Consider the following 25993-nt stretch of genomic DNA (forward strand, 5'->3'; position numbering starts at 1 on the left):
ATGTGATTTGGAAAGCTTATTATTGAGCTGCTCTCGTTTTTACGATTGTGTTTCCACCGCAAGAACACTGTCCGCAAGATTGAGCCGCTGCCTGAAGGCTGTTAACACCTCCTTTAAGGCTGTTCATTTGCTCTTCCTGTAGTTTGCTGATTTGCTCTTTGTTGATTTGTAATCCTTTTGTTAATTTAATTTTGTGCATGATTTTAAAATTTTAGTATGGTTAGTTATGGTTATCTTTTCAAGTCATAAAACCTTTATTGGACCCTACTTGCAAGTATATATTTGATTAATTAATTCTGTTTCTTTCGTCCTCGTTTCCGAAGTTTCTCTGTTGTTCAGATTTTAGATTCTTGTTTCCGAACCTGTAGCTTAAAGAGACTCTTACCCCTCTTGTGTCACCATAGCTGCTGAAGTCTGTTTTTACACCATTCGATTCATAAGTGATCACAGGACGCTGGCCGTTCAAAAGATCCATACCGGTAACGGTAAGCGTCAGTTTCTTATCCAGGAGCAGGAATTTCATAGAAACATCCAGAATATTCATTGTTGAGATATGAAAGATCTGATACCGTCCCGGAAGCTGCAGCCCATAATTGGCACTGACGAATATGGTTTTAGACTTATTCAGCGTGAAGTCATTATTAGAATAGAAATAGGCATTATATCCGTCTATCGAGCTGATGAAATCTGTTTTGGACTTTACCTTCTGATAATTGACATTAAACCCTGTAAAACTGTTCCACCACGACCATTTATTAAAATTGTAATACGTTGAAACCCCGATCTGATAGGTGTTGGCATAATTCAAAGGCGTGCTTCTTGTGATATTGGTATTCTGATCCAGAATGGCAAGATCCTGGCTGAAGTCTGATACCTGAGAATAATACACTGAGGATACCCATTTTTGATTTCTTACGTATGAAAACTCAATATTGTCTATTATTGACGGCTTCAGGAACGGGTTCCCTTCCGAATAATAATAAGGGCTGGTGCGTACCACAAACGGATTCAGATAATCGAAATTCGGTCTGCGGATTCTTCTGCTATAGTTCAGCGAGAAAGAATTTTTATCATCAGGATTATAGGTCACATACGCTGTCGGGAACAATTTGACATAATCATTTTTGTTGGTTTGATTAAGATTATGCGAATATCCGGTCGTCTGTGTAGCCTCCATCCTCAAACCAGCCTGAGTTTCCCACTTTTCACCCAGCTTTTTGCTTGCAGAAACGTACAACGCTTCATTATGCTCTTTATAATTAAAAATATTAGACTGATCTGTATTTAAAACAGGTGCTCCGGTTTTATGATCCAAAACGACAAGGTCATTATTGGTATTTGTATACGTGTACTTCCCCCCGAAGGTTAAAGAAGCCCATTTCAACGGCATTTCCACATCCACTTTTCCAGAATAGTTTTCAATACGGTTCACGTTGGTATTCGTGGCTGAGAAAAACTTTCCAGGAAGAATATTTCTTTGAGGATCCAGCTCATTTCCTGCATAAAAGTTGTAATCACTTTTTCTGTAGTGGAAATAGTCAAAATCCGTGGTGATTTTTGTCCCTGCAGAATCTACTTTAAAGGTGTTGTACCAGTTAAGAGAATTCATATTAGGCTTATTGTTGGCATCCACATCAGACGTAATGTATGAGTTCACGGCTCCTGAAGGATTAAACCTTGAGGTGAAAGGACTGTTTGATGAGGTATTTCTGGTAAAACTGCCCAGATATTTTGCACCCGTTGTCCATTTATCCGATATTTTATAATCAATGCCAAACCCCAGCCCTAGATTGTTCTCTTCCGATTTATTTTTCACATTCAGGATCCATAGTTCATCCGGATAGTAAATCTTACTGTCAGATGTAGTCCGAAGCCTTTGGGAATTGGTATTGGCAGTGATTTGTAATGACAGCCTGTTGCGGTTGTAATTAAAGGCTCCCTGAACGCCTCCTCCTGCATAGGTTTTTTGGGTATAGTTGCCTCCGATATTGGCATTCCAGGAATTTGCCTTTCCTTTTTTCAATTTGATATTAATCAGTCCGCTGTCTCCTTCTGCATCATACTTCGCTGGTGGGGTAGTGATCACTTCAATAGACTGGATATTGTCTGATGGAATAGATTTTAGTAAGCTTGACAAATCATCCGGGGACATTCTCTGAATGCGGTCGTCAATCATGACCAGAACTTCACCCTTTCCAACAATAGAAACCTTTTCATCCTGAATACGAACCAGAGGAGTAGTTTTCAAAGCATCCAATGCCGTTCTTCCTGTTGCCGCAACCGAATTTTCTACATTGAAAACAAGACGGTCTATTTTTCTTTCAATCAGTTTTTTCTTTTTTGTCAGACTGATCGCCTGAATCTCCTGGCTTTCTTGCTGACTGTCTTTTATCGTATAGCTTCTTGTAATTTCACCTTCAATATTTTCATTTCCTTCATATACTTTGCTTCCGTTCAGGAAAAATTCCATTTTATAAGAATCAGCTTTCGGAAGTTTAATGGAGAAAAGTCCGTTTTCATCAGTGATCGTTGAGAACTTATCATTTCCTGCCAACAGGATCACTTCTACATAAGAAATATTTTTTGCCTTTTCATCAGATACTTTACCGGAAATACTCTGAGCATTAAGATGAATGCCCATTCCTAAAAAGGATAATAACGGTATTAAGTATTTCTTTGTCATGTCTTTTATTTTATATTTCAAATGTAGAATGTTGCGTTTTGAATGTTGCTACACGGAAGTGTAGTTTTAGGCGGTTTGTTTCAATACTACACTTTGGTGTAGGGCGCTCACCTGCTGTGTTGACATCAAATGACAGTTCTTATCAAAGAAGTTTTTCAGTCCATTATAAGTAAGCATTACAGGAATTGTTTCAGACCCCAGATAATGAATAGGTTCAGCCAGTATAACAGCTTCTATTCCCATAAGCTTAAGGACTTTCAAAAGCTTGGCATCACATTCAGCAATGGCAACAGAATTTTCATTCTGACAAACTTCATTAAGCGCATATGCCATTAACGTTTTGAAAATTCCAAAGCCTGTTTTATCAATTCCTTTTTTGATAGCAAATCTTCCGATGTGCCAAATGTTGGTTGTTTTATTTTTGATAAAAGAAGATGGATTGATCTGGAAAAGTTTTTCCAATGGAAGGATATCCTTATGATTCCATTTAAAAACTCTTATAGAACCATTGATCTTACCTTCGTGATCTCTGGAGACAAAAACCTTAGACTTTTTAAAGTTCTTTTCCTCATGATAGATATCCTCTACTTCAGCCTTAAACTGATCCGTATCAGAATAACTTTCATGATGATTAAAGTTTTCGGTAACAACAAATTCTGCTAATTCGTATAAGTTTTTATTACTTAAAGAATAAAAGTTAAGATGTTCCATATTTTTTTTATCTTTATAGTAAAATTATTACACTGAATAGTGGGATATGCTACACTTTAGTGTAGATTCCTTAAAGTCTACACTAAAGTGTAGTAACCTAAAAACTGTACCTTAAAAACTTAACTATGGAAGAGATTGGTAAATTCTTTTCGAAAAAAAACAGCATTGATGCGATCTCAGAGTCAGAGAATCATCAGACGTCTGATTACCTTGAGGTGATTAAAGCCTTTGCCAGGATCACTTATATGAGTTTGTATGTCATCGATTATCAGAAACAAAATTTTGAGTATGTCTCAGATAATCCTTTATTTCTTTGTGATCATACTCCCAAAGAGGTAGAAACAATGGGGTATGCTTTCTATTTCCGGCATGTGAAAAAAGAAGACCTGGATCTGTTGTTTAAAATTAATGAAGTAGGGTTTGAATTCTATGAGAATCTGCCCGTGAATGAGCGAAAATTATATACGATTTCCTATGATTTTCATTTAGTCAATGAAAGTAAAAATACCATCCTTATCAACCACAAGCTTACCCCGCTTTTCTTGTCTTCAGAAGGCAAAATGTGGAAGGCGATGTGTATTGTATCACTATCCCATAATCATGCATCCGGAAATATTTCTATTGTAAAGCAGGGAACAGATGAGATCTGGAATTATGATCTGAAAGACAACAGATGGATCAAAGAAGAGAAAGTAAAGCTCTCAGAAAGAGAAGCAGAGATACTGAGGTTATATGCCCAGGGACTTACCATCAATGAAATTGCCGATAAGATCTACGTGACAGGAGATACGGTGAAGTTTCACCGAAGAAAATTATTTGACAAAATGGGCGTAAGTAATATCACAGAAGCATTATCCTATGCAACCAATTACAAACTGATTTAAATTCCTGATATTTATTCGGAGATAGCGTTCATATAAAACTGAGGAAAAGTTTTATAAGGCTTTCCTGTGGCTATTTTGAACATTACATGCGTACACATTCCGGCAACAATCCATGAAGCGATCGCTAATTGAGGAGGAGGAAGATTTTCTTTTTCGTTCTTATAATCGTCAATAATATTTTCAAGCCACTCATTGGGAGTTCTCCAAAAGCGAAGATAACCCGCAATGTATTCTACCATTTTGAGTTCATTAAAATTATCATCAGAAAGAATGTCCAGAGGAAGACCATTAGGCTCCAGAACAGCTACTAAGCCTCCCCAACCAAGATTATAAGGATGCAATACATGCATGTCCTTTTCCTGACATATTTTGTCGAAGACCACAGGGATGTTGCTTGAAAAATCCAGTGCGTTGATTGCAATATCATGGTTGCCAATAATTTCATGAACATTATCCTGGGTGATAAATTCGCTCCGGTACCGAATATTGGCATCAGGGTTAATGCTTTTCAGACGATGGTATAAGGTTTCTGCTTTATAGGAAGAAATATCCTGATGGGTATAGTTTTGTCGGTTAAGATTAGACTGTTCGATGGTATCGCCATCCACAATGGTGATATTTTCAAAACCAAAACGCAAGGCACATTCGGCAATATTGCTGCCTATGCCACTTCCTGCCAGTAGAATAGAGAAGTTTTTTATTGCTGCTTGCTCTTCTTCCTGTACGTATAACCTGTTTCGAGAATATTTTGTTTCCATTGCTTCTATTTTAAAACAAAAATAGGTTTAAACGTCTTAATTTCGACTACACAACAGTTTAGTTTTAGGTCTGAAAATCAAAGTGTGCAAAACATACATTAAATATGGGTTTTGACACAATTGCAATATTTTATTATTCAATAATTGGTGATTAATTTAATGGTAGAAGCCATCTCAGTAATTTTACCATTCAAACGCTGTTGAATTGATGATTTAGTTTTTGAACTTATTTTCAAGATTTTCCAGCCTTTCAAAAATACCTGAGAAAATATTTTTATCTGCAGTAGAAACGTATCCTACAATCTTATAATACTCCTGATTATCAGTATTTTTGGTTTTTATTTCAGATCCGTATTGCAGGCTGCCGTCTGCATATACCAATAGATTAGATAAAGGATTGTTTTTCAGATCTGCTTTATTTAAAAATAAAACGTCTCCATAATGATATTCAGGAAGCAATTGTTTTTCAGGAGTAAATTCATAGACAAGGTCAACAGATGCTAATATTTTTTGCAATATTGGTGCGTTGGGATTAATATTGTCCGTTTTTGCCTGAACTTCTTTGCTGTTCTGAATAGCCAATTCAGGGAAAAGCATTAGCTGGTCTATGTCAGATACACTTACCAGTTGATTTACCTGTAGAGGCTCTGTCAGTAATTTATCAAGATTAAGGTTAAAATGATGGGCTACCTTTAATATCGTTTCGATTTTGGGTTCGGCACGCCCTTCCTCATAAGAGCTTATGACTCCTCTGTTTAGATCAAACATGTCTGCAAAGGCTTTTTGGCTCAGCCCTTTCACCTGTCTTATTTTCTTAATATTAGTTCCGAAGAAGCTCATTTTTGTCTAATATTTTTTGCAAAGATAGAGAATCTGAAATAAATAATTGCTAATAATATTTGCATTTTGGAAATTTTATTTTATATTTGTGTAGACGAAAAATAAAACACTAAACCAGCCATCATGAGAAATCAAATATTCAGTACGGTCAAAGAGTGGTTGTTAGATTATGAGTTTAACATCACGTTGGAGGATGAGGCTCAGAGAATCTTAATCATTGAAAAAGAATCCAACGGGATAAAAAATATGATCCTTATAATATCAGACTCTATTCTGATTATGGAACAGTTTCTTTTTGAAATCAAAAACCCATCCGAAAAAATATTCCTGAGACTGCTTCAGAAGAACAGAGATATCGTTCACGGCGCATTTGTACTGGACGGAACCGGAAGACGGGTAATTTTCAGAGATACACTTCCTACCGATAATATGGCTCAGAACGAAGTAATGGCCTCTATCAATTCACTGGGAATCCTTGTAGGAGAATTTACAACCGAAATGCTTGAAATGAGTAAGTAATTCACAAAAGATATTTAAAATGAACATTTTTAAAAGATTGTTAACAATAGGAAAAGCAGAGATCCATTCTGTGATCGAGAGCTTTGAAGACCCCATCAATTTAACGGAAGAGGGTATCCGTGAAATGAAAGAACAGCTGGGAAAAAGCATTGAAGCACTTGCTCAGTTGAAAGCACTTGCCATTCGCAAAAAAAATGAAGCGGAGACAGAAGAACAGACAGCTAAAGATTATTACAATAAAGCTATCGTAATCATTCAGAAAGCAGAAAAAGGAGAAGTGGAAACTGCAGAAGCAGACCGTCTTGCCAAAGAAGCCCTGAAAAAGCAGACTTCTTCACAGGAAAAAGCCAATACGCTTCAGAAAGAACATGAAAAATTGTATAACGAATGCGAAAAAATGCAGGGAAATATCAATCATCTGAAATCGAGCATTGCCAAGTGGGAAAATGAATTGAAAACCCTGAAAGCAAGAGTTCAGGTAAGTGAAGCCACAAAAGATATCAATCAGAAGATGACCCAGATGGATACCGGAAGTACGGTAAGCATGCTGGAAAAACTAAAGGACCGTATTGTACAGCAGGAAGCTCTGGCAGAAGCCTATTCGGATCTTTCAAAATCAGGAAAAAGCATTGATGAAGAAATAGATGCCATTGTAAACAATCACGATACAAAAGCTGAAGAAGCTTTAAACAGATTAAAAGAAACACTTAAAAAAGGCTAATATATGACCTTTCAGGAATTTTTAAATGTAGCATTTTCTCCGGTGAATACGGTGCTGACCGTCCTTCTTGGTCTTTCAGTGATCTATTGGCTCTTTACCATTCTCACAGGGCTGGATATCGATGTAGGAATTCATTCCGACCTGGATGCTGATACAGATATAGACGTTCCGCATGGGCACCTTCACGCTCCGGATCATGATCCTTCGGCATGGATGCATTTCCTGAAATTTCTTAATCTGGATATCGTTCCGGTGACCTATTTTCTTACGTTGTCATTGCTGATAACCTGGCTGGGGTCATTTTATCTGAATTATTTTATTCCACTTCCTACATGGGCCGGTATACTGATCCTGTTTCCATTGATGATTGGAGGAATGCTGCTGACCAAAATAATTCTAAAGCCCCTGAATCCCTTTTTTAAAGAAATCAACCATAAAGGCGAGCTATCATACGCCTTTTTAGGAAGAGAGGGAAGATTAAAATCAAGCATTCAGGATGATAAAATAGGAATGATGGAAGTCTTTATCGGAAGCGACCCTATGACGCTGATGGTGAGAAGTAAAGACGGAAGCAGGCTGGAGCATGGCACCCGTGTCATGATTGTAGATGAAGAACCGGAAAAAAGACTCTACTATGTACAGCGATCAATGAGATATTAAATATAAAGACTAATAACCATGTTAACCATTTTTTTGATCATGCTGAACTATATTCTGGAAATCCTTTTCCAGTATATCTAAACAAAAAACACATCTATATATAAACTATAAACTTATAAAACTATGAACTTACCTTTAATTGCTGGAATTATTGTTGCTGTCGTAGCAACAGTCGGATTGATTTTCTGGATTTTATCGATGTATAAAAAAACCGTTCAGGGAATCGTTATTTTAAGAACTGGCTATGGAGGTACAAAAGTCTTCTTTAATGCCGGTATTGTCATCCCCATCATTCACCGTATGGAATCTATTGATATTTCAGTAAAAAAATTGGAGATATCAAGAGAAGGAAGGGCGGGACTGATCTGTAAAGACAATATGAGAGCAGATATTCAGGTGGCTTTCTTTATCCGCGTTAACAAATCTGTAGATGATATTGTGAATGTGGGTCAAACGATTGGTTGTCAGCGTGCTTCGGATGCCCAGACCCTGAGAGAGCTTTTTGAGGCAAAATTTTCAGAAGCCCTTAAAACCGTAGGAAAGAAATTTGATTTTACCGAATTATACGAAGCCAGAAGCGAATTCCGTCAGGAAATTCTTGATATCATTGGAACAGACCTTAACGGATATGTACTGGACGACTGTGCAATAGACTACCTTGAACAGACTTCTATTGATAAACTGGATAAAGATAACATCCTTGATTCTGAAGGGATTAAAAAAATTACAGAACTTACAGCAACCCAGAATATCAAAGCCAATCAGGTTCGCCGTGATGAGGAAAAAACCATTACCAAGCAGAATGTAGAAGCTCGTGAAGCCATTCTGGAACTGGAAAAACAATTGGCAGAAAAAGAAGAATCTCAAAAGAGAGAAGTAGCCAATATCAAATCCCGTGAAAATGCGGAGATCTTAAAAGTAGGAGAAGAAGAACGTCTGAGATATGAAACCGTACGCATTGCAACGGAAGAAAAACTGCAGATTGCAGAAGAAAATAAACTTCGTCAGGTCGTTATTGCTGCTAAAAATAAAGAACGCGCAGACCTTGTAGAAACAGAAAGAGTATTAAAAGACAAAGCGCTTGAAGCTACCGAAAGAGAGAGGGTTGTTTCTCTTGCTCAGATTGAAAAAGAGAAAGCAATAGAACTGGAGAAGAAAAGCATTCAGGATGCCATCCGTGAGCGTTTGACCATGGAAAAAACGGTAGTTGAAGAGCAGCAGGGAATCAAAGATCTTGAAGCTTTCAAAACCGCAGAAAGAAACAAGCAGGTAGAAATTACCATTGCCACTCAGGAAGCAGAGAAAAAGCTGATTGAAGAAACCAGAGCTGCAGAATCCCGCAGATTGGCAGCAGAAAAAGATGCACAGAAATACGTCATCGAAGCACAGGCAAAAAGAGATGCAGCAGAAAAAGAAGCGGAAGCCCGTAAAATCATTGCAGATGCTAAAGCAAAAGAAGAAGCAACAGTAGGGTTATCAGAAGCTCAGGTACTGCATGCTAAAGCTGATGCTGCAGAAAGACAAGGGATTGTGGAAGCAATTGTTATTGAGAAAAAAGCAGATGCCAATAAGAAAGAAGGAATTGCACAGGCAGAAGTGATCAAAGAAAAAGCATTAGCAGAAGCAGCGGGAATCACCGAAAAGGCAGAAGCGATGAAGAAACTGAACGATGCCGGAAAAGACCACGAAGAATTCCGTCTTCAGCTGGCAAAAGAAAAAGATGTGGAATTGGCACAAATTGCTATTCAGAAAGATATTGCAGAAGCTCAGTCTATGGTACTGGCAGAAGCTTTCAAATCTGCAAAAATTGATATCGTAGGAGGGGACAATACTTTCTTTGATAACGTGATCCGTCAGGTTTCAGCAGGAAAAGGACTGGACAAGTTTATCAGCCACAGTGAGAATGTACAGATTGTAAAAGAAAGCCTTCTGGGTGATGGAGAAAACATCATTGGAAAAGTGATGGGAATGGTAGATAAATACAAGATTTCTTCAGAAGATATCAAAAACATGAGCATTGCTTCTCTGATCTTTAAGCTGAACGGAGTTGCCAGCCAACAGGAAAAAGGAATTCTGGAAAGAGCACTTGATATGGCGAAACATCTGGGCGTGGAAAACAAACCGGTGAATAATAACCATGTTTAATTCAACAATACTTTAGGGATACTTAAACCTTATAGGTTTTCAAAACCTATAAGGTTTCAATAAGGTAAAATTTCCAAAGTATCATAAGCTTATACAAGGATCTGCTGTCCATCAGCAGTCACGACAACCTAAATACAAACGATGTCAGAACAACTTAATTCCGGAACCTACGAAATCATTCAAAACCGTCTGAATGAGCAGAAAAATGACCTGATTCAGAGGCTTCAGAAGCTCAACGAGAGCCGTAAAAATATATTTGGAGGCGTAGATTTTTCTCTTATTGCTAACGAAAGAATTTCTACAGATCACACGTGTATTGCAAAAGATATCTATTCTTTGGGCGATCAGTTGATATTTGGTTCCAATGCACACCTTGGGCTTCAGACAGAAATCAACATTTCGGATGTTTTTTCAATCTATAAAATTAATAACAACCGTTTTGAACCTCAGGACTATATCTTAATCAATGATGAGGTGTTTATTGACGAGTTCAAAAACCTTTACAAATATTACAGAAATACATTCTTTGCCAGATTCGCCTTTACGGAAAACTATCTGTATATGGTTTTTCAACTGTCAGAAAGTACGACGGATATCAAAGCTTTTAAATGGCTTATTAAAGAAAATAAGCTTATTTACGTAAATTCCAGGAGTGCTTCAGAAACATCTTATCCTCCTCAACATGGTTTTGTTTGGACAAAGGCAACAAGAGATATGCAGCGGTCGGGAAAGCATCCGCATATTTCATTAGCAGATAAAGTTTTTGTAGAAAGTATTGGCGGAGATATTACCATCAAAGTAGAAGACAATACAGATACGGGAAAAGGGATTTATTCCGAAGATGTACTCCATAAAGACCAGAACCTGGATGATGCAGAGATCCATTTCTGCGATCTGGATAATCTTGTTTTGTTTAAAATAAAACCTTACCAGGAAACAGAACGTTATTTCATTTATAACCACAAAGAAAAAAAGGTTTCCAGAGCTGATGCTTTGAGATATTCAGGACTTTTGCTTCCGGAAAATCAAGGGGTATTATTTTCCAACGGATATGCCCTTCAGACCGGAGGATTAAAAGTTATTTCTCAGGACGAGAACAGGCTTTACTATCTGAAAACCGTTATAGAGCCTAATGGTGAGAATTTTTTATATGTTTTCTATGATGATAAAACCAACAATTATCAGCTGATTTCCTATAATATCATCACCCAAACCATAGAAACACCCATTAGATGCAGTGGGTTTACATTTCTCAACGACGGAAAGCTGATCTATCTCAGAGAAAGTATTGAAACAACCAAACACCATCTGGCTCAGATCTGGCAGACCCCATTTTCCAAAGAACTGGCTCCCAATATTGAAAAAGCAGACAGTTTATTATACAAAATCGGAAATAAAGATATAGTCCGGGTAATGGCAGAAAGCCAGGAACTGATCACACTTCTCAATAAAAAAGATTCATACAGTGGTCTTTATGATGATATTGTGAAGCTTTCCACCTTTATTTTGGATACATATTATTTCCTGAATGAAGATGAAGTTCAGAAGTTGGATGTCCCATTGAAAGAGATCAGAGGGATTGCCCATTCTGCAATCAATGAATACGAAAAAGTAGTAGAGCAGAAGAAGAACACAGAAGAAGCTTTAGAAAAGATAAAACAGGCCTGTGAAAAAATCCTTGACGATACCAAAAGGCTTCACTATTCACAGCTGACAGAATATATTGATGCCCTTTCGCAGATAAGAGCGTTAAGAGGAGATGTAACAGGAGCAAGAGAACTTAAATATGCGGATACCGCTTTGCTGGACTTACTGGATAAATCGCTTGCAGACCGTTATACGGAACTTTCAAATGCCTGTGTGGATTTTCTTTTGCAGGAAGGCGCATTGCTGCCTTATGAAGAAAAAGCTCAAAAGATCTCAGAAGATATCATTGCACTGCAGAAAGCAATTGATGCAAAAACAATTGAAGAAAATATCAATATCCTTTCCAGCCAGCTTGAATTACTGGTAGATATTGTCAATAATCTTAAAATAGAAGATACCTCTCAATCTACTCAGATCATAGAAAACATATCGCTGATCTTTGCGAGACTGAATCAGGAAAGGCTGGAACTCAGCAAAAGAAAAAGAGAAATTTCAGGAAAAGAACTGGCTTCAGATTTCCAGGCTCAGATTACCTTATTTGACCAGTCTGTGATCAATTTCCTCGAGCTTTCCCAAACACCTGAGAAATGTGATGATCATCTCACCAAACTTTCTATTCAGCTGGAAGAGATGGAGACGAAATTTATCGACTTTGAAGAATTTATCCAGCAGATAGAAACCAAAAGAGAAGAAGTCTACGGACATTTCCAGAACAAAAGAGTACAGCTTACCGAATCAAGAAATAAAAGAACTCAGAACCTGTTCGATTCCGCACAGAGAATTCTAAAATCCGTACAGACCAAAGCAGAATCTTTAGACTCTGAAAATGAGATTAATGGCTATTTTGCTGCAGATCTGATGGTTGAAAAGGTAAGAGATCTTTCAAGACAGCTCGCAGAACTGGAAGATTCGGCAAAATCGGAAGAGATTCAGACCCTTTTGAAAACTTCTCAGCAGGAAGCTGTAAGAAAGCTTAAAGATAAAAAAGAGATCTATACAGATGGTGAAAGCATCATTACATTAGGAGACTATAAATTTGCGGTTAACCAGCAGAAACTGGATCTTACCCTGGTTTTGAGAAATGCTCAATATTATTACCACCTTACCGGAACCAGTTTTTATGAACCCCTGAACTTCACGACAGAAGAATTCAAAGAAGTCTGGAATCAGGAATTTGTTTCAGAAAACAACAAGGTAAAAAGATTTGAATATCTTGCCTGGAATGTATTTTCTGCCCATAAGGAAGTGGCTACGGAGCAGCAAAACGAACAAGCTGTACAAAAATTCACGGCCGAGCATTTCGGAGAAGGTTTGGTAAAAGGAATTCATGATAAAGATGCCCAAAGCATTGTAATGAAACTTCAGCAGATGCACAATGAGCTGGGACTGATGAGGTTCACGGCACAGGAGAGGGCATTGGCACAGCTTTTCTGGTTTTTCCTTGAAAATGAAAGAAAAGAATATTATGCTAAACAGTTTGAAGCGGCAGCCATTATTGTTCAATCATTTACTGTAAAACAGGGATTTGAGTATTTAAGCAGGGAATTGTCACAGGAAATGAATGTTTTTGCATCATCTCATGGCGTTTTTGCAGATACAGATTATATCAGCGCTGCCTTGTATCTTAAACAGGAAGACAAAGACAACTTCCTGATATCAGAAAAAGCAGGTGCTTTATATGAATTATTCTTGAAAGAGCTGAAAGAAAAAGGCAGAGATCTTGAGTTTATTGCGCAGTTACAGGCTATGTATCAGTATCCTTCAGCATGTTATTATATTGCTGAAAGCGCATTACGGGCCTTTGATTCCGAAGCGGATCAAAATATCATAAAGGAGACCACAGCATTTATCATTACCCAAAAGTTTGATCCCAAAAATATCAAAAGCATCTCTTTTGAAGTAGCCATAAAAGAACTAAGATCTCTTGAAAAGGACACAGAATACCATCTTAACTATTTTGAATTCGTATCCCGCCTGAACCATTTTAATACAGACACTGTTCCAAAGTATAAAAAATTACAGGAATTAAAATACAACTGGGTAAGCGAAAAGAAAAAAGCACTCAAACTAGATACTTTTAAGACTCAGGTATTAAGCTCATTCGTGAGAAATAAACTGATCAATGATGTCTATTTTCCTTTGATTGGAGCCAATCTGGCCAAACAATTAGGAACATCAGGTTCAGACAAAAGAACAGACAGAATGGGAATGCTTCTTCTCGTATCTCCACCGGGATATGGGAAAACAACCCTGATGGAATATATGGCGGAGCGTATGGGATTGGTATTTATGAAAATAAATGGACCGTCTTTAGGGTATGATATCGTATCCACAGATCCGGCAGAAGCCAAAAATGCAGGAGCAAGACAGGAGCTTGAAAAGCTGAACCTTGCGCTGGAAATGGGGGATAATGTCATGTTATATCTTGATGATATCCAGCACTGTAACCCTGAATTTTTACAGAAATTCATCTCCCTTGCTGATGGGCAGAGAAAAATTGAAGGGATCTATAATAGGGAAAGTAAAACATACGACCTTCGATCCAAGCGATTCTGTCTGGTAATGGCAGGAAACCCATATACCGAGAATGGAGAGAAATTTAAAATCCCGGATATGCTTGCCAACCGTTCAGATACGTACAACCTGGGAGAAATATCAGGATCAAAAACAACTCTTTTTGACCTGAGTCTTATTGAAAATGCCTTGATGTCTAACAAATATCTGACCCGATTGACCCATCCGGGAATGGAGAATCTTTATGAATTGTATGACTGTGTGATGACCGATAATCCTGCTGATAACCTGAAAGGAAACTTTAGTTCAAATGAAATCGCTGATTTCAGAGCAGTATTGCAAAATACCATCATGGTAAGAAATATGGTTTTAAAGGTCAATAAAGAATATATTGCATCTGCTGCCATGTCAGATGATTACAGAAATGAACCGCCATTCAAACTGCAGGGATCTTATCGTAATATGAATAAGCTTATTGCGCAGATCCAGCCGATCCTGAAAACGAATGAAGTCATTCAGATTGTATTGAATCATTATCAGAACGAATCCCAGACTCTGACAACAGGAGCAGAATCTAATATCCTGAAATTGAAAGAGCTGATAGGTGCTATTTCAGAAGAAGAAATGGGGCGTTGGGAGGAAATCAAGAAAACTTTTGTAAAAATAAAACCCTAAAAGGTTTAGGAGAAAACGACAGGATGTCACAGATTGTGGCACTGCTGGCACAATTTGGGGATGGGCTGGAAGGGATCAAAGAAGCCTTGAAAAAAGCAGAACAATAACCATGAAACTTTAATGAGTATCAAACAGGCTGTTTCAGATAGAAGCAGCCTGTTTTGTATTTCTATCCTTTTGTCAATCTTACAGCCACCAGTTCTTCATGAGAAAAATCTGCACAATTTGCTTCATCTGCGAGAGTAAAAATGATTACATAAAAAATTCTGTACCCATAATATTGTATAGTTCTGTATCTGTATCCAAAATTAAATACTCCATAATTTTGTTTAGCTAAAGAAGAAAATATGGAAACCATCGTTCAACATCAGAAAAAATTCCAATATGCTGAAGCTTATATATCAGATATGTGGATGCTGAAAAATATTTTTCTGGAGACACAGAATTTAAAGAAAGCAGATCAGAATTTCGGACTTCCTTTTCTTTTGGCTAAAAACGGAAATAAAGTAGTTGCTTTTGCCAGTCTTATTATGAGTGAAAAAGGTGAAATCTCTTTTAAAATTTATGATAAACGTAGAATGTCAGAAGCAGAAATGGAGAACTTTTTTTCCAGTGCTGAAAGATATTGTAAAAAGAATAATACTCCCAATTTCAGAGATCCGGAACAATTGAAAAGCAGTATCAATCAAATGATCAGCTGGCTGAATCTTGAATAAAGCCCGTATAAAATTGTACATTTACTTAAAACCGTATTCATGCCGAAAGACGTTCTATACCTTAAAATAGCCAATTCTGTTACAGAGCAGATCAAAAGCGAAACCCTGCAGTTTGGAGACAGGCTGCCTTCGCTCAGAAGTGCTCAGAAATTGTATAACGTAAGTTTGAATACGATAAAGCAGGCTTATATGGAACTGGAAAGCCGCTCCCTGGTAGAATCACGCCCCAAGTATGGATATTATGTAAGCCAGACTTCCCAGCGAAAGCTGGCGCTACCGTCCGTTACCCAGATGAAGGTTTCGGAAAGTAAGAATACACCACAGGATTTGATTGATAAAGTATTTGGAAGCATCGGAGGAACAGATGTTACGCAGTTTGCACTAGGTATTCCCGGAAAAAGCCTTCTTCCGGTTGCCAAGATGAAGAAATGTATGATTGATGTGATGAAAAGGAAAAGTGACAGCGGAACCAATTACGAACCCGTACAGGGAAGCGAAGTGCTGCGTCGGGAAATTGCCAAATGGTCGATGGTCATGGAGGGGAGAATTACAGAAGATGATCTGGTCATTACTTCCGGTGCGATGAATGCTGTTTATAACTGTTTAATGGCAGTTACACAGCCAGGAGACTCGGTAGCGGTAGAAAGTCCCGTGTATTTCGGAATTCTTCAGGCGATTCAGTTATTAGGATTGAAAGCTGTGGAAATTCCTACTCACCCAATTACAGGAGTAGATTTGGATGCCTTGAAAAAGGTGCTTCCAAAGCTCTCTGCGTGTTGTTTTGTGGTGAACTATAATAATCCGCTGGGATTTCAGATGCCTGATGAGAACAAAAAAGAGCTGGTAAAAATGCTTACCGAGCACAATGTTCCTTTGGTTGAAGATGATGTGTACGGAAATATTTATTTCGGAGCAGGAAGACCGAAGCCTTGTAAATTTTATGATGAAGCAGGAATTGTAATGTGGGTAGGCTCTGTTTCCAAAACATTAGCTCCGGGTTTTAGAGTAGGATGGGTGGCACCCGGAAAGTTTAAAGAGAAAATTATCCGCCAGAAACTGGTTCAGACGGTGAGTGGACCTTCCTTGTTTTCAGATGTGATTGCGGATTTCCTTGCGCACGGACGCTATGATCATCACTTGATGACATTCAGGAAAAAGCTGTATGCTAATTATCTGCAGATTCAGAAGTCGGTGACTCAATATTTTCCGGATAATACCAAAATTTCAGAACCCAAAGGAGGTTTTATGCTTTGGCTGGAACTGGACAAGAGAATCTGTACAGAAGATCTTTATGATAAAGCTGTCAGCCAGAAGGTAAACTTTGCCCCTGGAAGAATGTTTTCACAATATAATCAGTATCAGAACTGTATGCGGTTGAATTACGCCCTGGAATGGACAGACCGCGTAGAAAATGATCTGGAAAAACTGGGAAAAATGATTAAAAATAGAATTTAATACCATTTAAAAAGATGAATGATATGAATAATGAAGTGACCATAATAAGGTATCAACCTGAATATAAAGAAGCTTTCAAAGTTTTGAATGAAGAATGGATCAAAACATTCTTTGTGATGGAAGCCAGTGATTATAAGCTGTTGGATCATCCTGAAGAACAGATTTTAAATAAAGGAGGATATATTGCTTTTGCTTTGCTGAATGGAGAAGCAGTAGGAACCTGTGCATTAGTGAAGGCGAAAGATGAGCCTCTTACTTTTGAGCTTTCCAAGATGGCAGTAAGCCCTAAAGCTCAGGGTAAAAAAATAGGATATTTACTGGGAATGACATTGATCGATCTGGCGAAGAACCTGAATGCTGAAAAAGTAGTCCTGGAAACCAACTCGGTACTGGTTCCGGCCATAAAGCTTTATGAAAAAATAGGTTTTGTACATGTTCCCATCGTAGATGCCGGCTATGACCGTGTAGATGTGCAAATGGAACTGACTCTGAACAGATAACAAAAAAAATATTAGAACTCGGATAGGAATATCCTTGTTCTAATATTAAAATTAAATCTAATTGCTTTACTGTTTTATTTCTTGATAAATGTCTTGGTCAGTGACTTTTTGCTTCCGTTGATTTTAATGAAATATACGCCTGCCGGAATATTTCCAATACTAATTTTCTCATCGTAATATCCTCTCGAAGACTGTAAACGGGTTGTAGAAACAAGAGCCCCTTTACTATCGATGATTTCTGCTTTAATTTCCTTATCATCAGACTTGTACTGGATTCCGATGAATGTTGAAACAGGATTTGGATATACCTTAAAATCATCAGTTGTTACCTTCGTTTCTTTTGTTGTCAGAACCTCGTTGATACAAGCAGGAATTCTGTTGATTCCATCAATTCCCCATGAAGATTGTACCGGAATACAAAGCCAGTTCAATACCGTAGGGAAGTGGTCGGTTTCTCTTGTTGTTGAGGTATAATCGTAAATTTTAAAATTGTTGACTGTATTGGCATTATAGGCTGGAGAACCTGTCACCGTCATGTTATTGCCATTTGGACTTGAATCTGTCAACGTATTTCCTGAGGTTTCATTACATCTCCAATTGCCCAATAGCTGAGAATAATAAGGATGCGAAGGTGTAATATCCTGGTTAGCCCAGTTCACGATGACATCATTGGGAAGAGCAGATTTCCAAACTCTTACATCTTTATAAGAAGCGGCAAGATTGATCCCGTAGGTATTGGTTCCATCCTGATTTAATGTGAAAGGAAGCCCGGAATCAATATTTCCAATGGTATTCATTTTAGCAAAAGTTACAGGAACACCATCTTCATAAAGGGTTACAAGACCATCTCTGTCAAAGCTGGCAGCAATATGTTTCCACTTATTGGTTTCCACTTTTCCGCCAACAAGATCAATTCTGTTCGTACCGTCACCAATATTCATCTTGAAAGTCTGCCCGGAATATCCTGAGAAGATAATCCCTTTATTTTTTCCGTTTGCCCAGTTTTTATTCCCGATCATCACCGGATCACTGGAGTAGGCTTCATTAGGCTTTACCCAAAATTCAATCGTAAAATCCTGATTCGATCCAAAATTAAAAGGAGTCTGGTTAGCAGGTTTTGCATAAGTTCCCGCCGGGAAATTCAACTGATTAAACGTTTTGTTAGATTCCAGAACGGTTTTGCTGATCTGCTGTGGTGTAAATCCGGGATTGGAATACACCGTAAAAATATTTCTTTCTGAAAGGTTTCCTCCTCCGTGAGAGCTTTCAATGGCTCCATGATCTGTGGTCAGTACTACCAGCCAGTCTTCATTATTATAGGAAGGCCTGTTTTTCATAGCGGCCACAATTTCTCCTATATAAGTATCTGTCGTCTGAATAGAAGACACATATTGTGGAACGCTGGAAGCAAAACCATAAGAATGTCCTGCATGGTCTACATCATCAAAATCTACGAATAGAATATCAGGATTATCATTCTGCAAAGCGGTTACGGCCGCATTTTTCACGGCAAGATCTGTTGCTAGATTAGTTTTTACATCAGCATTCTGTACAATCTTATCATTGATGGGGGCCCAGTGAGCAAGAGAAATCGTTTTCAGACTGGGATTGAAGGTTTCTGCTCTTGTTAAAAAGTCAGGATAATTGACATAGTTCGGATTGGTAAAATTATTGTCCTGAACATTGTGTTTGGTATGCCATACGCCTGTAAGCATCGTGCTCCATCCGTTTCCGCTCCAGGTAGTGGAAGCGCAAAGCCCGTCAATAGAATAGATGGACTGACTAATGAGGTTTTGGATGTTAGGAGTGGGGGTAGACATCATTACATCTGCACGGCATCCGTCAATACCGATAAAAAGAACTTTTTTGGTCTGAGCTCCAAGGAAACAGCTCATTACAACAGCCATTGAGAATAGTTTTGTTTTCATGGGGAAAAAGGGTTTTTAAATCGTAAAAGTTTACAAATAGTAATTTATTTTTAACTATTGTAAAATTAGTTTACTATTTGTAAACATGTGTGAACTGAAAATTAATTTATTGATAATTAAAAAAGCTTGAATGCTAACCACAAAAGTCACAAAAGAAAAATGACATTACTTATTGTAAGCTAAAGACTTAGTGAATAGAAAGTCCACAAAAGCTTGCTTGAAGTTTCTAGTTTTAATAAATATTCAATCGAACGTCCTATATTCCCATCCTTTGGAGGGGTGGCAAAAATTCAAAGAATTTTTGACGGGGTGGTTAAAAAAACACAAACATTTTCAATAGAAGTATCCATGAAAACATTTGTGCCAAGAAGTATTAAAAAAAATAAGTTGAAAAAGAGGATGCTAAAGAAGACCTTCAGCCTCCGAAATGGTATTCAGAATATAATCAGGCGACGCTTTTTGAAGCTCTTCTCTGCTTTGAGCCCCTGAAAGTACAGCAACCGTTAGTCCGCAGCCCGCATTTTTACCTTCTTCGATATCAATCACAGAATCTCCTGCCTTTAAAACCTTATTGGCTTCAGTAATATTGAATTTTTTCATCGCAAGAAGAATCATTTCAGGGCTCGGACGGCTTTCTGAGACATCATCTGCGGTAATCAAAGCATCAAAATGAATGCTTTCTTTCCAGTTGAGCTTATTCAAAAGCTGATGAGCGATTTCAGAAGTATATCCTGTATTCAAAACGATTTTTTTGTTTTGAGACTTCATGCTTAGAAGAAAATCCTCGGTTCCGTTAATAGGTTTTACCTCAAGGTTTTTATAGGATTCCTTTAGCTGGTCAGAAAAATTTTCAAAAATAGCAGGGGCATCCTCTTGATTGCCATTGATTTCCTTTAAAAGACTTGTAATGGCTTCCAGTTTTTCCATTCCGGCACAGCTGGATAATACCTTTTCCAGGCTTACCACATAGCCATAATCGTTCACAGCATTCGTAAGCGTTTTGTATACTACATTGTCCTCATCAATTGTTGTTCCGGCCATATCCAGAACCAGTAATTCTATATTTTTCATTTAAATTTTATGCGTAGATTTTTTCAATATTAAATTTGGAGAAGCCTCCGCTTCCCGTCATTCCTTTTCCACCGATACCCGTTACAATATGAATGTTGGCAGATGGGCTGTGCTCAAAAAGATCTTTTGTTTTGCACTGGGAATAGATTCCAAACCATCTTCTCTGGATTTCATATGTGGGAAGATCAATAATTTTTTTAGCCTCGTGAATCATAAACTCATCAATCTCCATATTGAGATCATATCCAAGATCATCAGCATTTTTAGCATCAGCATATTCATGAGAATCGCCTATGATGACAGAACCGTCAAGAGCCTGCTTGAATAAAATATGAACACCATATTTCTTCTCAAATGAATTTTGATCTTCTAAAGCCTTGATTTTCTGAAAAGAAGCACATTCACCGAAAGATTCATATCTTCTGATAGAAAGCCCCGTAAGAATATTTCCCTGAAGCGAATAGATTCCCTGCGGTTTGGTCTGAAGCATCTGAAGTTTGCTTACTTCCAGATCGCTGTCATTGAATACTTTAGGATATAAAGTTTTGAATTCGTGTCCTCCGCAGATAATGATTTTAGAAGCATTGAATTCCGTTCCGTCTGCTGTTACCGCCGTGCATTTCTGATCATCTTCATGGGTTTCCAGTACCGTTGTATTGTAGAAAATCTGCAATCCCATTTTTTCCTGAAGCAGCTTATGAAGCTTTACAATCATATCTGCAGAATCTACAGAAAGTTCCTGTGGGAAAAACAGACCTCCTTTGCAGTAATCGGAACGAAGCCCGTCAAACTTCTTGATGCAGTCGTTTTTTGATAGCAAAACAGATTCATAATCATTGTTTCTGTTGATTTCATAAAGCTCTTCAATCAGCTGAAGCTCTTCATCATTGGAAGCGATATATACAGATCCATTTTGTCTGATGGTAAGATCTGCCTGATCATGAAGTTCATTATATATGGCCAGACTTTCTCTTCCGAAATTCTGCCATTTAAGATCCATTCCGGAAGGCACTACCTGTCCGAAGTTTCTTACCGTGGCACCCTGAGGAACAGAATTTCTTTCCAGTAAAGCGACCTTAAGATTTTTCTTCAGCGCATGATAAGCGTGGAATGTTCCTAAAATTCCACCTCCTACAACGAGTAAATCAAATTTTGTTGTCATTGTATTATTATTTATAAAATTTTCGACGTATCGAAATTGATGAATTGATTAGAGTTTGAGTTTGATTTTGGCTTCGATTTATTTCTGAAAGCCAGAAAAGCAATCACCGAGAGAATTAAAACAGCGATTGTTATAATATAATTTAAGTTGATATAGAAATTAAGCCATGAAGTCTGAGCTGATCCGAAGTTTTTGTACAACAGAATCAAGACACTTCCAAGGTACCCGAATGAGTCTACAATGTAGATCAGAAAACCTACATTTCCTTTGATTTCAAATGCTGCAATCATTCGGTCAAAATAAATTCCGTTGAAAGGAATATAGCAGATATACATTCCGAAGCCAGAAATGGTCATCCATAAAAAAGGGGATAGTGAGCCCTGCTGAAACAGATAGGTAGAAAGTCCTACCGTAATAATTCCGGCAAAAAGAATATAATGATAGTAGGCAAACGCCTTTTTATTGTTCTTTACTTTTACCATAAAGCTTAAGATCAGCAGTACCATTACTGCAATAGGGATTTCCGTTAAGGTGAAAATAGAGCTGTCAAAACTAAAATGAAGGCCATCCCAGATTTCACGGTTGAAATTATCCCTGAAGTCCCTTAAAACCGTTAAACAGATATACAGAAATATAATACACACAATAGGAATAAAAAACTGCTGGATAAGTGCTCTTCTTTCTCTTCCATTCAACGGCTGTCTCTTGTTTTTAAGCAAAATATCCTCTTCCGTAGGCTTCGGGATTTTATTTAAAAGCAGTCCGAAAAGCAGTAAAGGGATGATGAAAATAAGTCCGGCAGCAAAGGGCATCCAGAATTCTGAAATGTTGAAAGTATCCATCAGAAATTTTCCCACAGATTTTGTAAAACCTGAAGAAACCACAAAGCTTGAACATAAAAATAACCCTATAATTTCTGTCGTTTTGCGTCCTTCAATGTAGGAGAAGACAATTCCCCAGATCATTCCCAACGGAATACCATTGATAAACATAAACAAAATGTTGTAAGGAGCAGGAACAACTGCAAATCCTAATAAGGCAAGTTCAGCAATAGCAATGAAAGTAAAGAGATAAGTAATTCTTTTCTGAGGTTTCAGTTCGGAAATAAATTTGATTCCGATGAATTTTGAGATGAAATACCCTACAGCCTGGGCAATAATAATCAGAATCTTATAATCAACCCCGAAATAGGCAAGTCCCTCAAATGAAGCTACAGTAAAAGGTTTTCGGAACCCGTACATGCAGAAGTAAACACCGAAAGCGGCAAAAGCTGCCCTCAGTGTTACTAATGTTTTTTTATTGATGGTTCTGGCCATGATTTAGAAGTTCAGTTTTATTCCAAGATTGAATCTTACGCCATAATATTCTACCTGCTCAGGACGGTCTTCATTTTTACCGAAATGATAGATCAGAGGCTTGTTCAGAATATTGTTCACATCTGCATACAAAGTCAGGTATTTCGTAAATTGATAAGAACCTCCGAAATCCAGATTGCTGTATTTACCATAATAAGAATCATTGATATCGTCTTCAGCATATTCTACAGCGTATTTTCCTTTATAGTTATAAGCCAGTCTTGCGTTGAATCCTTTTTTCTCAAAGAAAAGCTGTGCATTATACAATTCCTTTGCCTGGTACGGCAGAGCTACCTTTCTTCCGCTAGGTTTCTCCATTTCAGAAGTCATGAATGTGGCATTCAATTGAACTCCGAAATACTGTAAAAACCCTGGAAGGAAGTCGAATCTTTTATTAATTCCCAGCTCAATACCTCCCAGCCATGCTGCTTTTCCGTTGTTGGGAGCCGTAAACTGTACTCCATTCATTCCATTATAATTTCCGATAAAAGAATCCTGGAAAATAGGATCTGTAATCGATTTATAGAAAACGCCGCCACTCAGAATTCCTACATTGGAAAAGTAATATTCTCCCATCAGGTCAAAATTCAAAGAATACGTAGGATTAAGATTTGGATTTCCACCTTTAAACTCATTATCCGCTTCACTATAAGTACCACCAGGAGTCAGATCTCCAAAATTCGGTCTTGAAAAAGTTCTTGTCGCGGCAAAACGAAGGTTGGTTTTATCATTCAGCGTATATTTCAAATGAATCATCGGAAGCACTGCCAGGTAATTTTTGGTATTTTCTACAGGGGTTAGAACATCATCATTCACACTGTATCCTTTCACTTTAGTATTGGTGTTGGATAATCTGATTCCTCCTAAAATGGTGATTTTATCGTTCAGTTTATACGTGGCCATTCCATAAGCATCTGCATGTTTTTCAAGCACATCAAAGTTTCTTCCTAATGCTTTATTATATTCCAATGCTTCGGAATCTGCTGTATTGATCTTTAAATTTCCCTGATTCTGATACCAAAACTGGTTCATTCCGGTGGTAGAAAGTACCGGGCCAAAAGTATTGCCGATGTGGGCATTCATTTCACTTAAATATTTCGGTCCGTTGGCTTGTGTCGTGATATATTGCGAATAATCAGACAGAAGAGGAGCTGTTCCGCTGCTCCAGTTGTAGAAAATATCAGAGAATCTGGCATTACGCTCTTTATCCCTGTATTTAAAACCATATTTTAAAGTAAGCTTATCAGAAGCATTGATCTCATGGTTGAATGCTGCTACAATCTTATCTTTTTCCTCTACAAAAACCTTATAGAATTCAAGATCTGTAAATCTCATCTGAGAAGCATCCATTTTAAAGTTCGGATCGCTGTAGAAACCGAAAAGAGCATCCGGATTTTTATAATCTAACTTTCCGCCATCAGCTTTCCAGTAGGCTCTCGGCCCGTTTCCATGATTTGAAATATAATCAGGATTGATGCCTACACCGGATTGAGTATATTTAATAGCATAGTAAGAATTGTTCTGTTTGTCAGGAATATTTCCATACTTGAATTTGTTGTCGTAGTAAGATAGATCCCAGTCGATCTTTCCTTTATTTAAATTATGAATACCTCCCAAAGACACAGAAGTAAGTTCTGTAATCAATAAGTTGTGGATATTCTGAAGCTCCACTCTTGCGGTATTGTTGGCACTGCTGAATTTGTCAAATCGGATTCTGTGCTTATAATGTGTTTCATCATCCGAAAGCGTACCATACATTCCTTTTAAATAAAACGTGGTTTTTGGAGATAATACATATTCAAAAGCAGTATTGATCCCTGTTGTTTTTCGGACTCCGTTATAATCACGAAGCTCCAGTCTGAAAACCCCTTCATCACCACTTCTTCTCGCTTCAAAATTATCCGTAGACCAATTCCTGATGAAATGGGCAAAATTAAATAGATACCCGAATTTTTTATCCTTTGTTCTTCCGCCATATAAAAATCCAAGGTTGTAAACCCCTTTGTCAGACTTAGCATTATATCCGCTTCCTACCGTTGCTTTGAACTCTGTTTTCATAGGCGGCGTTTTGGTGATAAAATTCACACCACCTCCTATGCCGTCAGCTTCCATATCAGGGGTAAAAGACTTATTTACATGCACATAAGAGATCAGTTCCGTAGGAAAGAAGTCAAATGCTGTTGCTCTGGATGTTGTTTCTTCTTCAGCAGTAGGTAGTCTGTTCCCGTTGATGGTTGTAGAGGCCCAGAATGGCGGAAGTCCTCTCAGAGAAACAAATCTTCCCTCTCCCTGGTCTCTTTCGATAGAAACTCCCTGTACACGCTGTACCGTCTCTGCTGCATTTCTATCCGGTAGTTTCCCAATCCCATCAGAAGCAATTACATTGGTGATATTGATCGCATTTTTCTGAAGGTTTAAAGCTCTTGCTTCCGTATTTTTCAACGTTCCGGTAACAACAACTTCATCAATGTTTTTTCGCGGCTGAGAAAGTTTGATGATTCCCAAATCTACCGTTTGCTCTGATTTCAGATCAATATTGATGTCTGTAGATTCATAACCGATATAGCTGATTTGTAAAATATATTGACCTTCTTTGATATCGTTAATGGTAAATTTTCCTTCAATATCAGTCGCTATATTCTTAGATAAGCCTTTTATTTTGACTGTTGCCCCGGGGAGAGGCTGGCTGTCGTCAAGAACCGTTCCTATAATTAATTGTTTCTGCGCTGAAATAAAGACTATGAAACAGACAAAAACAAGGGTAAGTAATTTCTCTAAATTTGTTTTCATTTTTACATATATTAAATTTTTTATGCAAATCACGCCAATAATTTTAATATATATAAATATTTTGTGTTAAGTATTATTTAACAAATAAGTGCTATTTGTTACGCCTATTTTACTTTTAAACCCATTAATGCCAGCCTTTGAAAACAGGTTGAAAGAAAGTTTAAATTCACTATTTCAATACTTTTCGCAAATGTTTACTAAAAATAAAAGGAATAGAAATCTTCCGAAAACAAGCCTGTTTTGGTTAATATTTCGTTCA

19 protein-coding genes are annotated in these 25993 nt (G+C 37.6%); 9 read left to right on the top strand and 10 right to left on the bottom strand.

What is annotated here, in order from left to right:
• Positions 1–19: 19 nt before the first annotated feature.
• From LF886_RS01730 to LF886_RS01740, 3 genes are all read right to left on the bottom strand, one after another.
• A complete protein-coding gene (locus LF886_RS01730; RefSeq protein WP_076595230.1) occupies positions 20–199 on the bottom strand; it encodes a class I lanthipeptide in 180 nt (59 codons plus the stop codon).
• A gap of 87 nt (positions 200–286) precedes the next feature.
• The gene (locus LF886_RS01735; protein ID WP_236852360.1) at positions 287–2683 is read right to left on the bottom strand and encodes a TonB-dependent receptor domain-containing protein; all 2397 of its coding nucleotides are present in this window, start codon (positions 2681–2683) and stop codon (positions 287–289) included.
• 66 nt (positions 2684–2749) lie between these two features.
• Complete coding sequence (locus tag LF886_RS01740; RefSeq protein WP_152291197.1) at positions 2750–3394, bottom strand: hypothetical protein; 645 nt, start codon at positions 3392–3394, stop codon at positions 2750–2752.
• Positions 3395–3519: 125 nt separating this feature from the next.
• On the opposite strand from LF886_RS01740, the gene LF886_RS01745 reads away from it, so the two are divergent.
• Complete coding sequence (locus LF886_RS01745; protein ID WP_103234627.1) at positions 3520–4278, top strand: response regulator transcription factor; 759 nt, start codon at positions 3520–3522, stop codon at positions 4276–4278.
• A gap of 11 nt (positions 4279–4289) precedes the next feature.
• Here LF886_RS01745 and LF886_RS01750 read toward each other — a convergent pair whose 3' ends face one another.
• Both LF886_RS01750 and LF886_RS01755 read right to left on the bottom strand, forming a co-directional pair.
• Entirely contained in the window at positions 4290–5036 is a 747-nt protein-coding gene (locus LF886_RS01750; RefSeq protein WP_236852361.1) for a ThiF family adenylyltransferase, read from the bottom strand.
• A 213-nt stretch (positions 5037–5249) separates the two neighbouring features.
• Positions 5250–5876 (bottom strand): helix-turn-helix domain-containing protein, encoded by a 627-nt coding sequence (locus tag LF886_RS01755; protein WP_236852362.1) that lies wholly within the window; start codon positions 5874–5876, stop codon positions 5250–5252.
• A gap of 123 nt (positions 5877–5999) precedes the next feature.
• On the opposite strand from LF886_RS01755, the gene LF886_RS01760 reads away from it, so the two are divergent.
• From LF886_RS01760 to LF886_RS01795, 8 genes are all read left to right on the top strand, one after another.
• Positions 6000–6395, top strand: coding sequence for a molecular chaperone Tir (locus tag LF886_RS01760; RefSeq protein ID WP_103234624.1), 396 nt, complete (start codon positions 6000–6002; stop codon positions 6393–6395).
• A gap of 19 nt (positions 6396–6414) precedes the next feature.
• Positions 6415–7116 carry a PspA/IM30 family protein gene (locus tag LF886_RS01765; RefSeq protein WP_236852363.1) on the top strand — a complete coding sequence of 234 codons (702 nt, stop codon included), beginning with the start codon at positions 6415–6417 and terminating at the stop codon, positions 7114–7116.
• 3 nt (positions 7117–7119) lie between these two features.
• Positions 7120–7776, top strand: a complete 657-nt coding sequence (locus tag LF886_RS01770; RefSeq protein ID WP_236852364.1) for a hypothetical protein — start codon at positions 7120–7122, stop codon at positions 7774–7776.
• Positions 7777–7899: 123 nt separating this feature from the next.
• Complete coding sequence (locus LF886_RS01775; RefSeq protein ID WP_236852365.1) at positions 7900–9921, top strand: SPFH domain-containing protein; 2022 nt, start codon at positions 7900–7902, stop codon at positions 9919–9921.
• A 141-nt stretch (positions 9922–10062) separates the two neighbouring features.
• A complete protein-coding gene (locus LF886_RS01780; RefSeq protein ID WP_236852366.1) occupies positions 10063–14757 on the top strand; it encodes a DNA repair ATPase in 4695 nt (1564 codons plus the stop codon).
• A gap of 347 nt (positions 14758–15104) precedes the next feature.
• A complete protein-coding gene (locus LF886_RS01785; protein WP_236852367.1) occupies positions 15105–15473 on the top strand; it encodes a hypothetical protein in 369 nt (122 codons plus the stop codon).
• 39 nt (positions 15474–15512) lie between these two features.
• Positions 15513–16928, top strand: a complete 1416-nt coding sequence (locus LF886_RS01790; RefSeq protein WP_236852368.1) for a PLP-dependent aminotransferase family protein — start codon at positions 15513–15515, stop codon at positions 16926–16928.
• Positions 16929–16942: 14 nt separating this feature from the next.
• Positions 16943–17428, top strand: coding sequence for a GNAT family N-acetyltransferase (locus LF886_RS01795; protein WP_236852369.1), 486 nt, complete (start codon positions 16943–16945; stop codon positions 17426–17428).
• Positions 17429–17502: 74 nt separating this feature from the next.
• On the opposite strand, the gene LF886_RS01800 is transcribed toward LF886_RS01795, so the two are convergent.
• From LF886_RS01800 to LF886_RS01820, 5 genes are all read right to left on the bottom strand, one after another.
• Entirely contained in the window at positions 17503–19356 is a 1854-nt protein-coding gene (locus LF886_RS01800) for an alkaline phosphatase family protein (RefSeq protein ID WP_236852370.1), read from the bottom strand.
• Positions 19357–19758: 402 nt separating this feature from the next.
• Complete coding sequence (locus tag LF886_RS01805; RefSeq protein ID WP_236852371.1) at positions 19759–20427, bottom strand: HAD-IA family hydrolase; 669 nt, start codon at positions 20425–20427, stop codon at positions 19759–19761.
• Positions 20428–20434: 7 nt separating this feature from the next.
• Positions 20435–21589 (bottom strand): TIGR03364 family FAD-dependent oxidoreductase, encoded by a 1155-nt coding sequence (locus LF886_RS01810; RefSeq protein ID WP_236852372.1) that lies wholly within the window; start codon positions 21587–21589, stop codon positions 20435–20437.
• An 11-nt stretch (positions 21590–21600) separates the two neighbouring features.
• Positions 21601–22905 carry a DUF5690 family protein gene (locus LF886_RS01815; protein WP_236852373.1) on the bottom strand — a complete coding sequence of 435 codons (1305 nt, stop codon included), beginning with the start codon at positions 22903–22905 and terminating at the stop codon, positions 21601–21603.
• Positions 22906–22908: 3 nt separating this feature from the next.
• Entirely contained in the window at positions 22909–25734 is a 2826-nt protein-coding gene (locus LF886_RS01820; RefSeq protein ID WP_236852374.1) for a TonB-dependent receptor, read from the bottom strand.
• Positions 25735–25993: the final 259 nt, after the last annotated feature.

It is taken from the genome of Chryseobacterium sp. MEBOG07, assembly GCF_021869745.1.
GTDB classification, from domain to species: Bacteria; Bacteroidota; Bacteroidia; order Flavobacteriales; family Weeksellaceae; genus Chryseobacterium; species Chryseobacterium viscerum.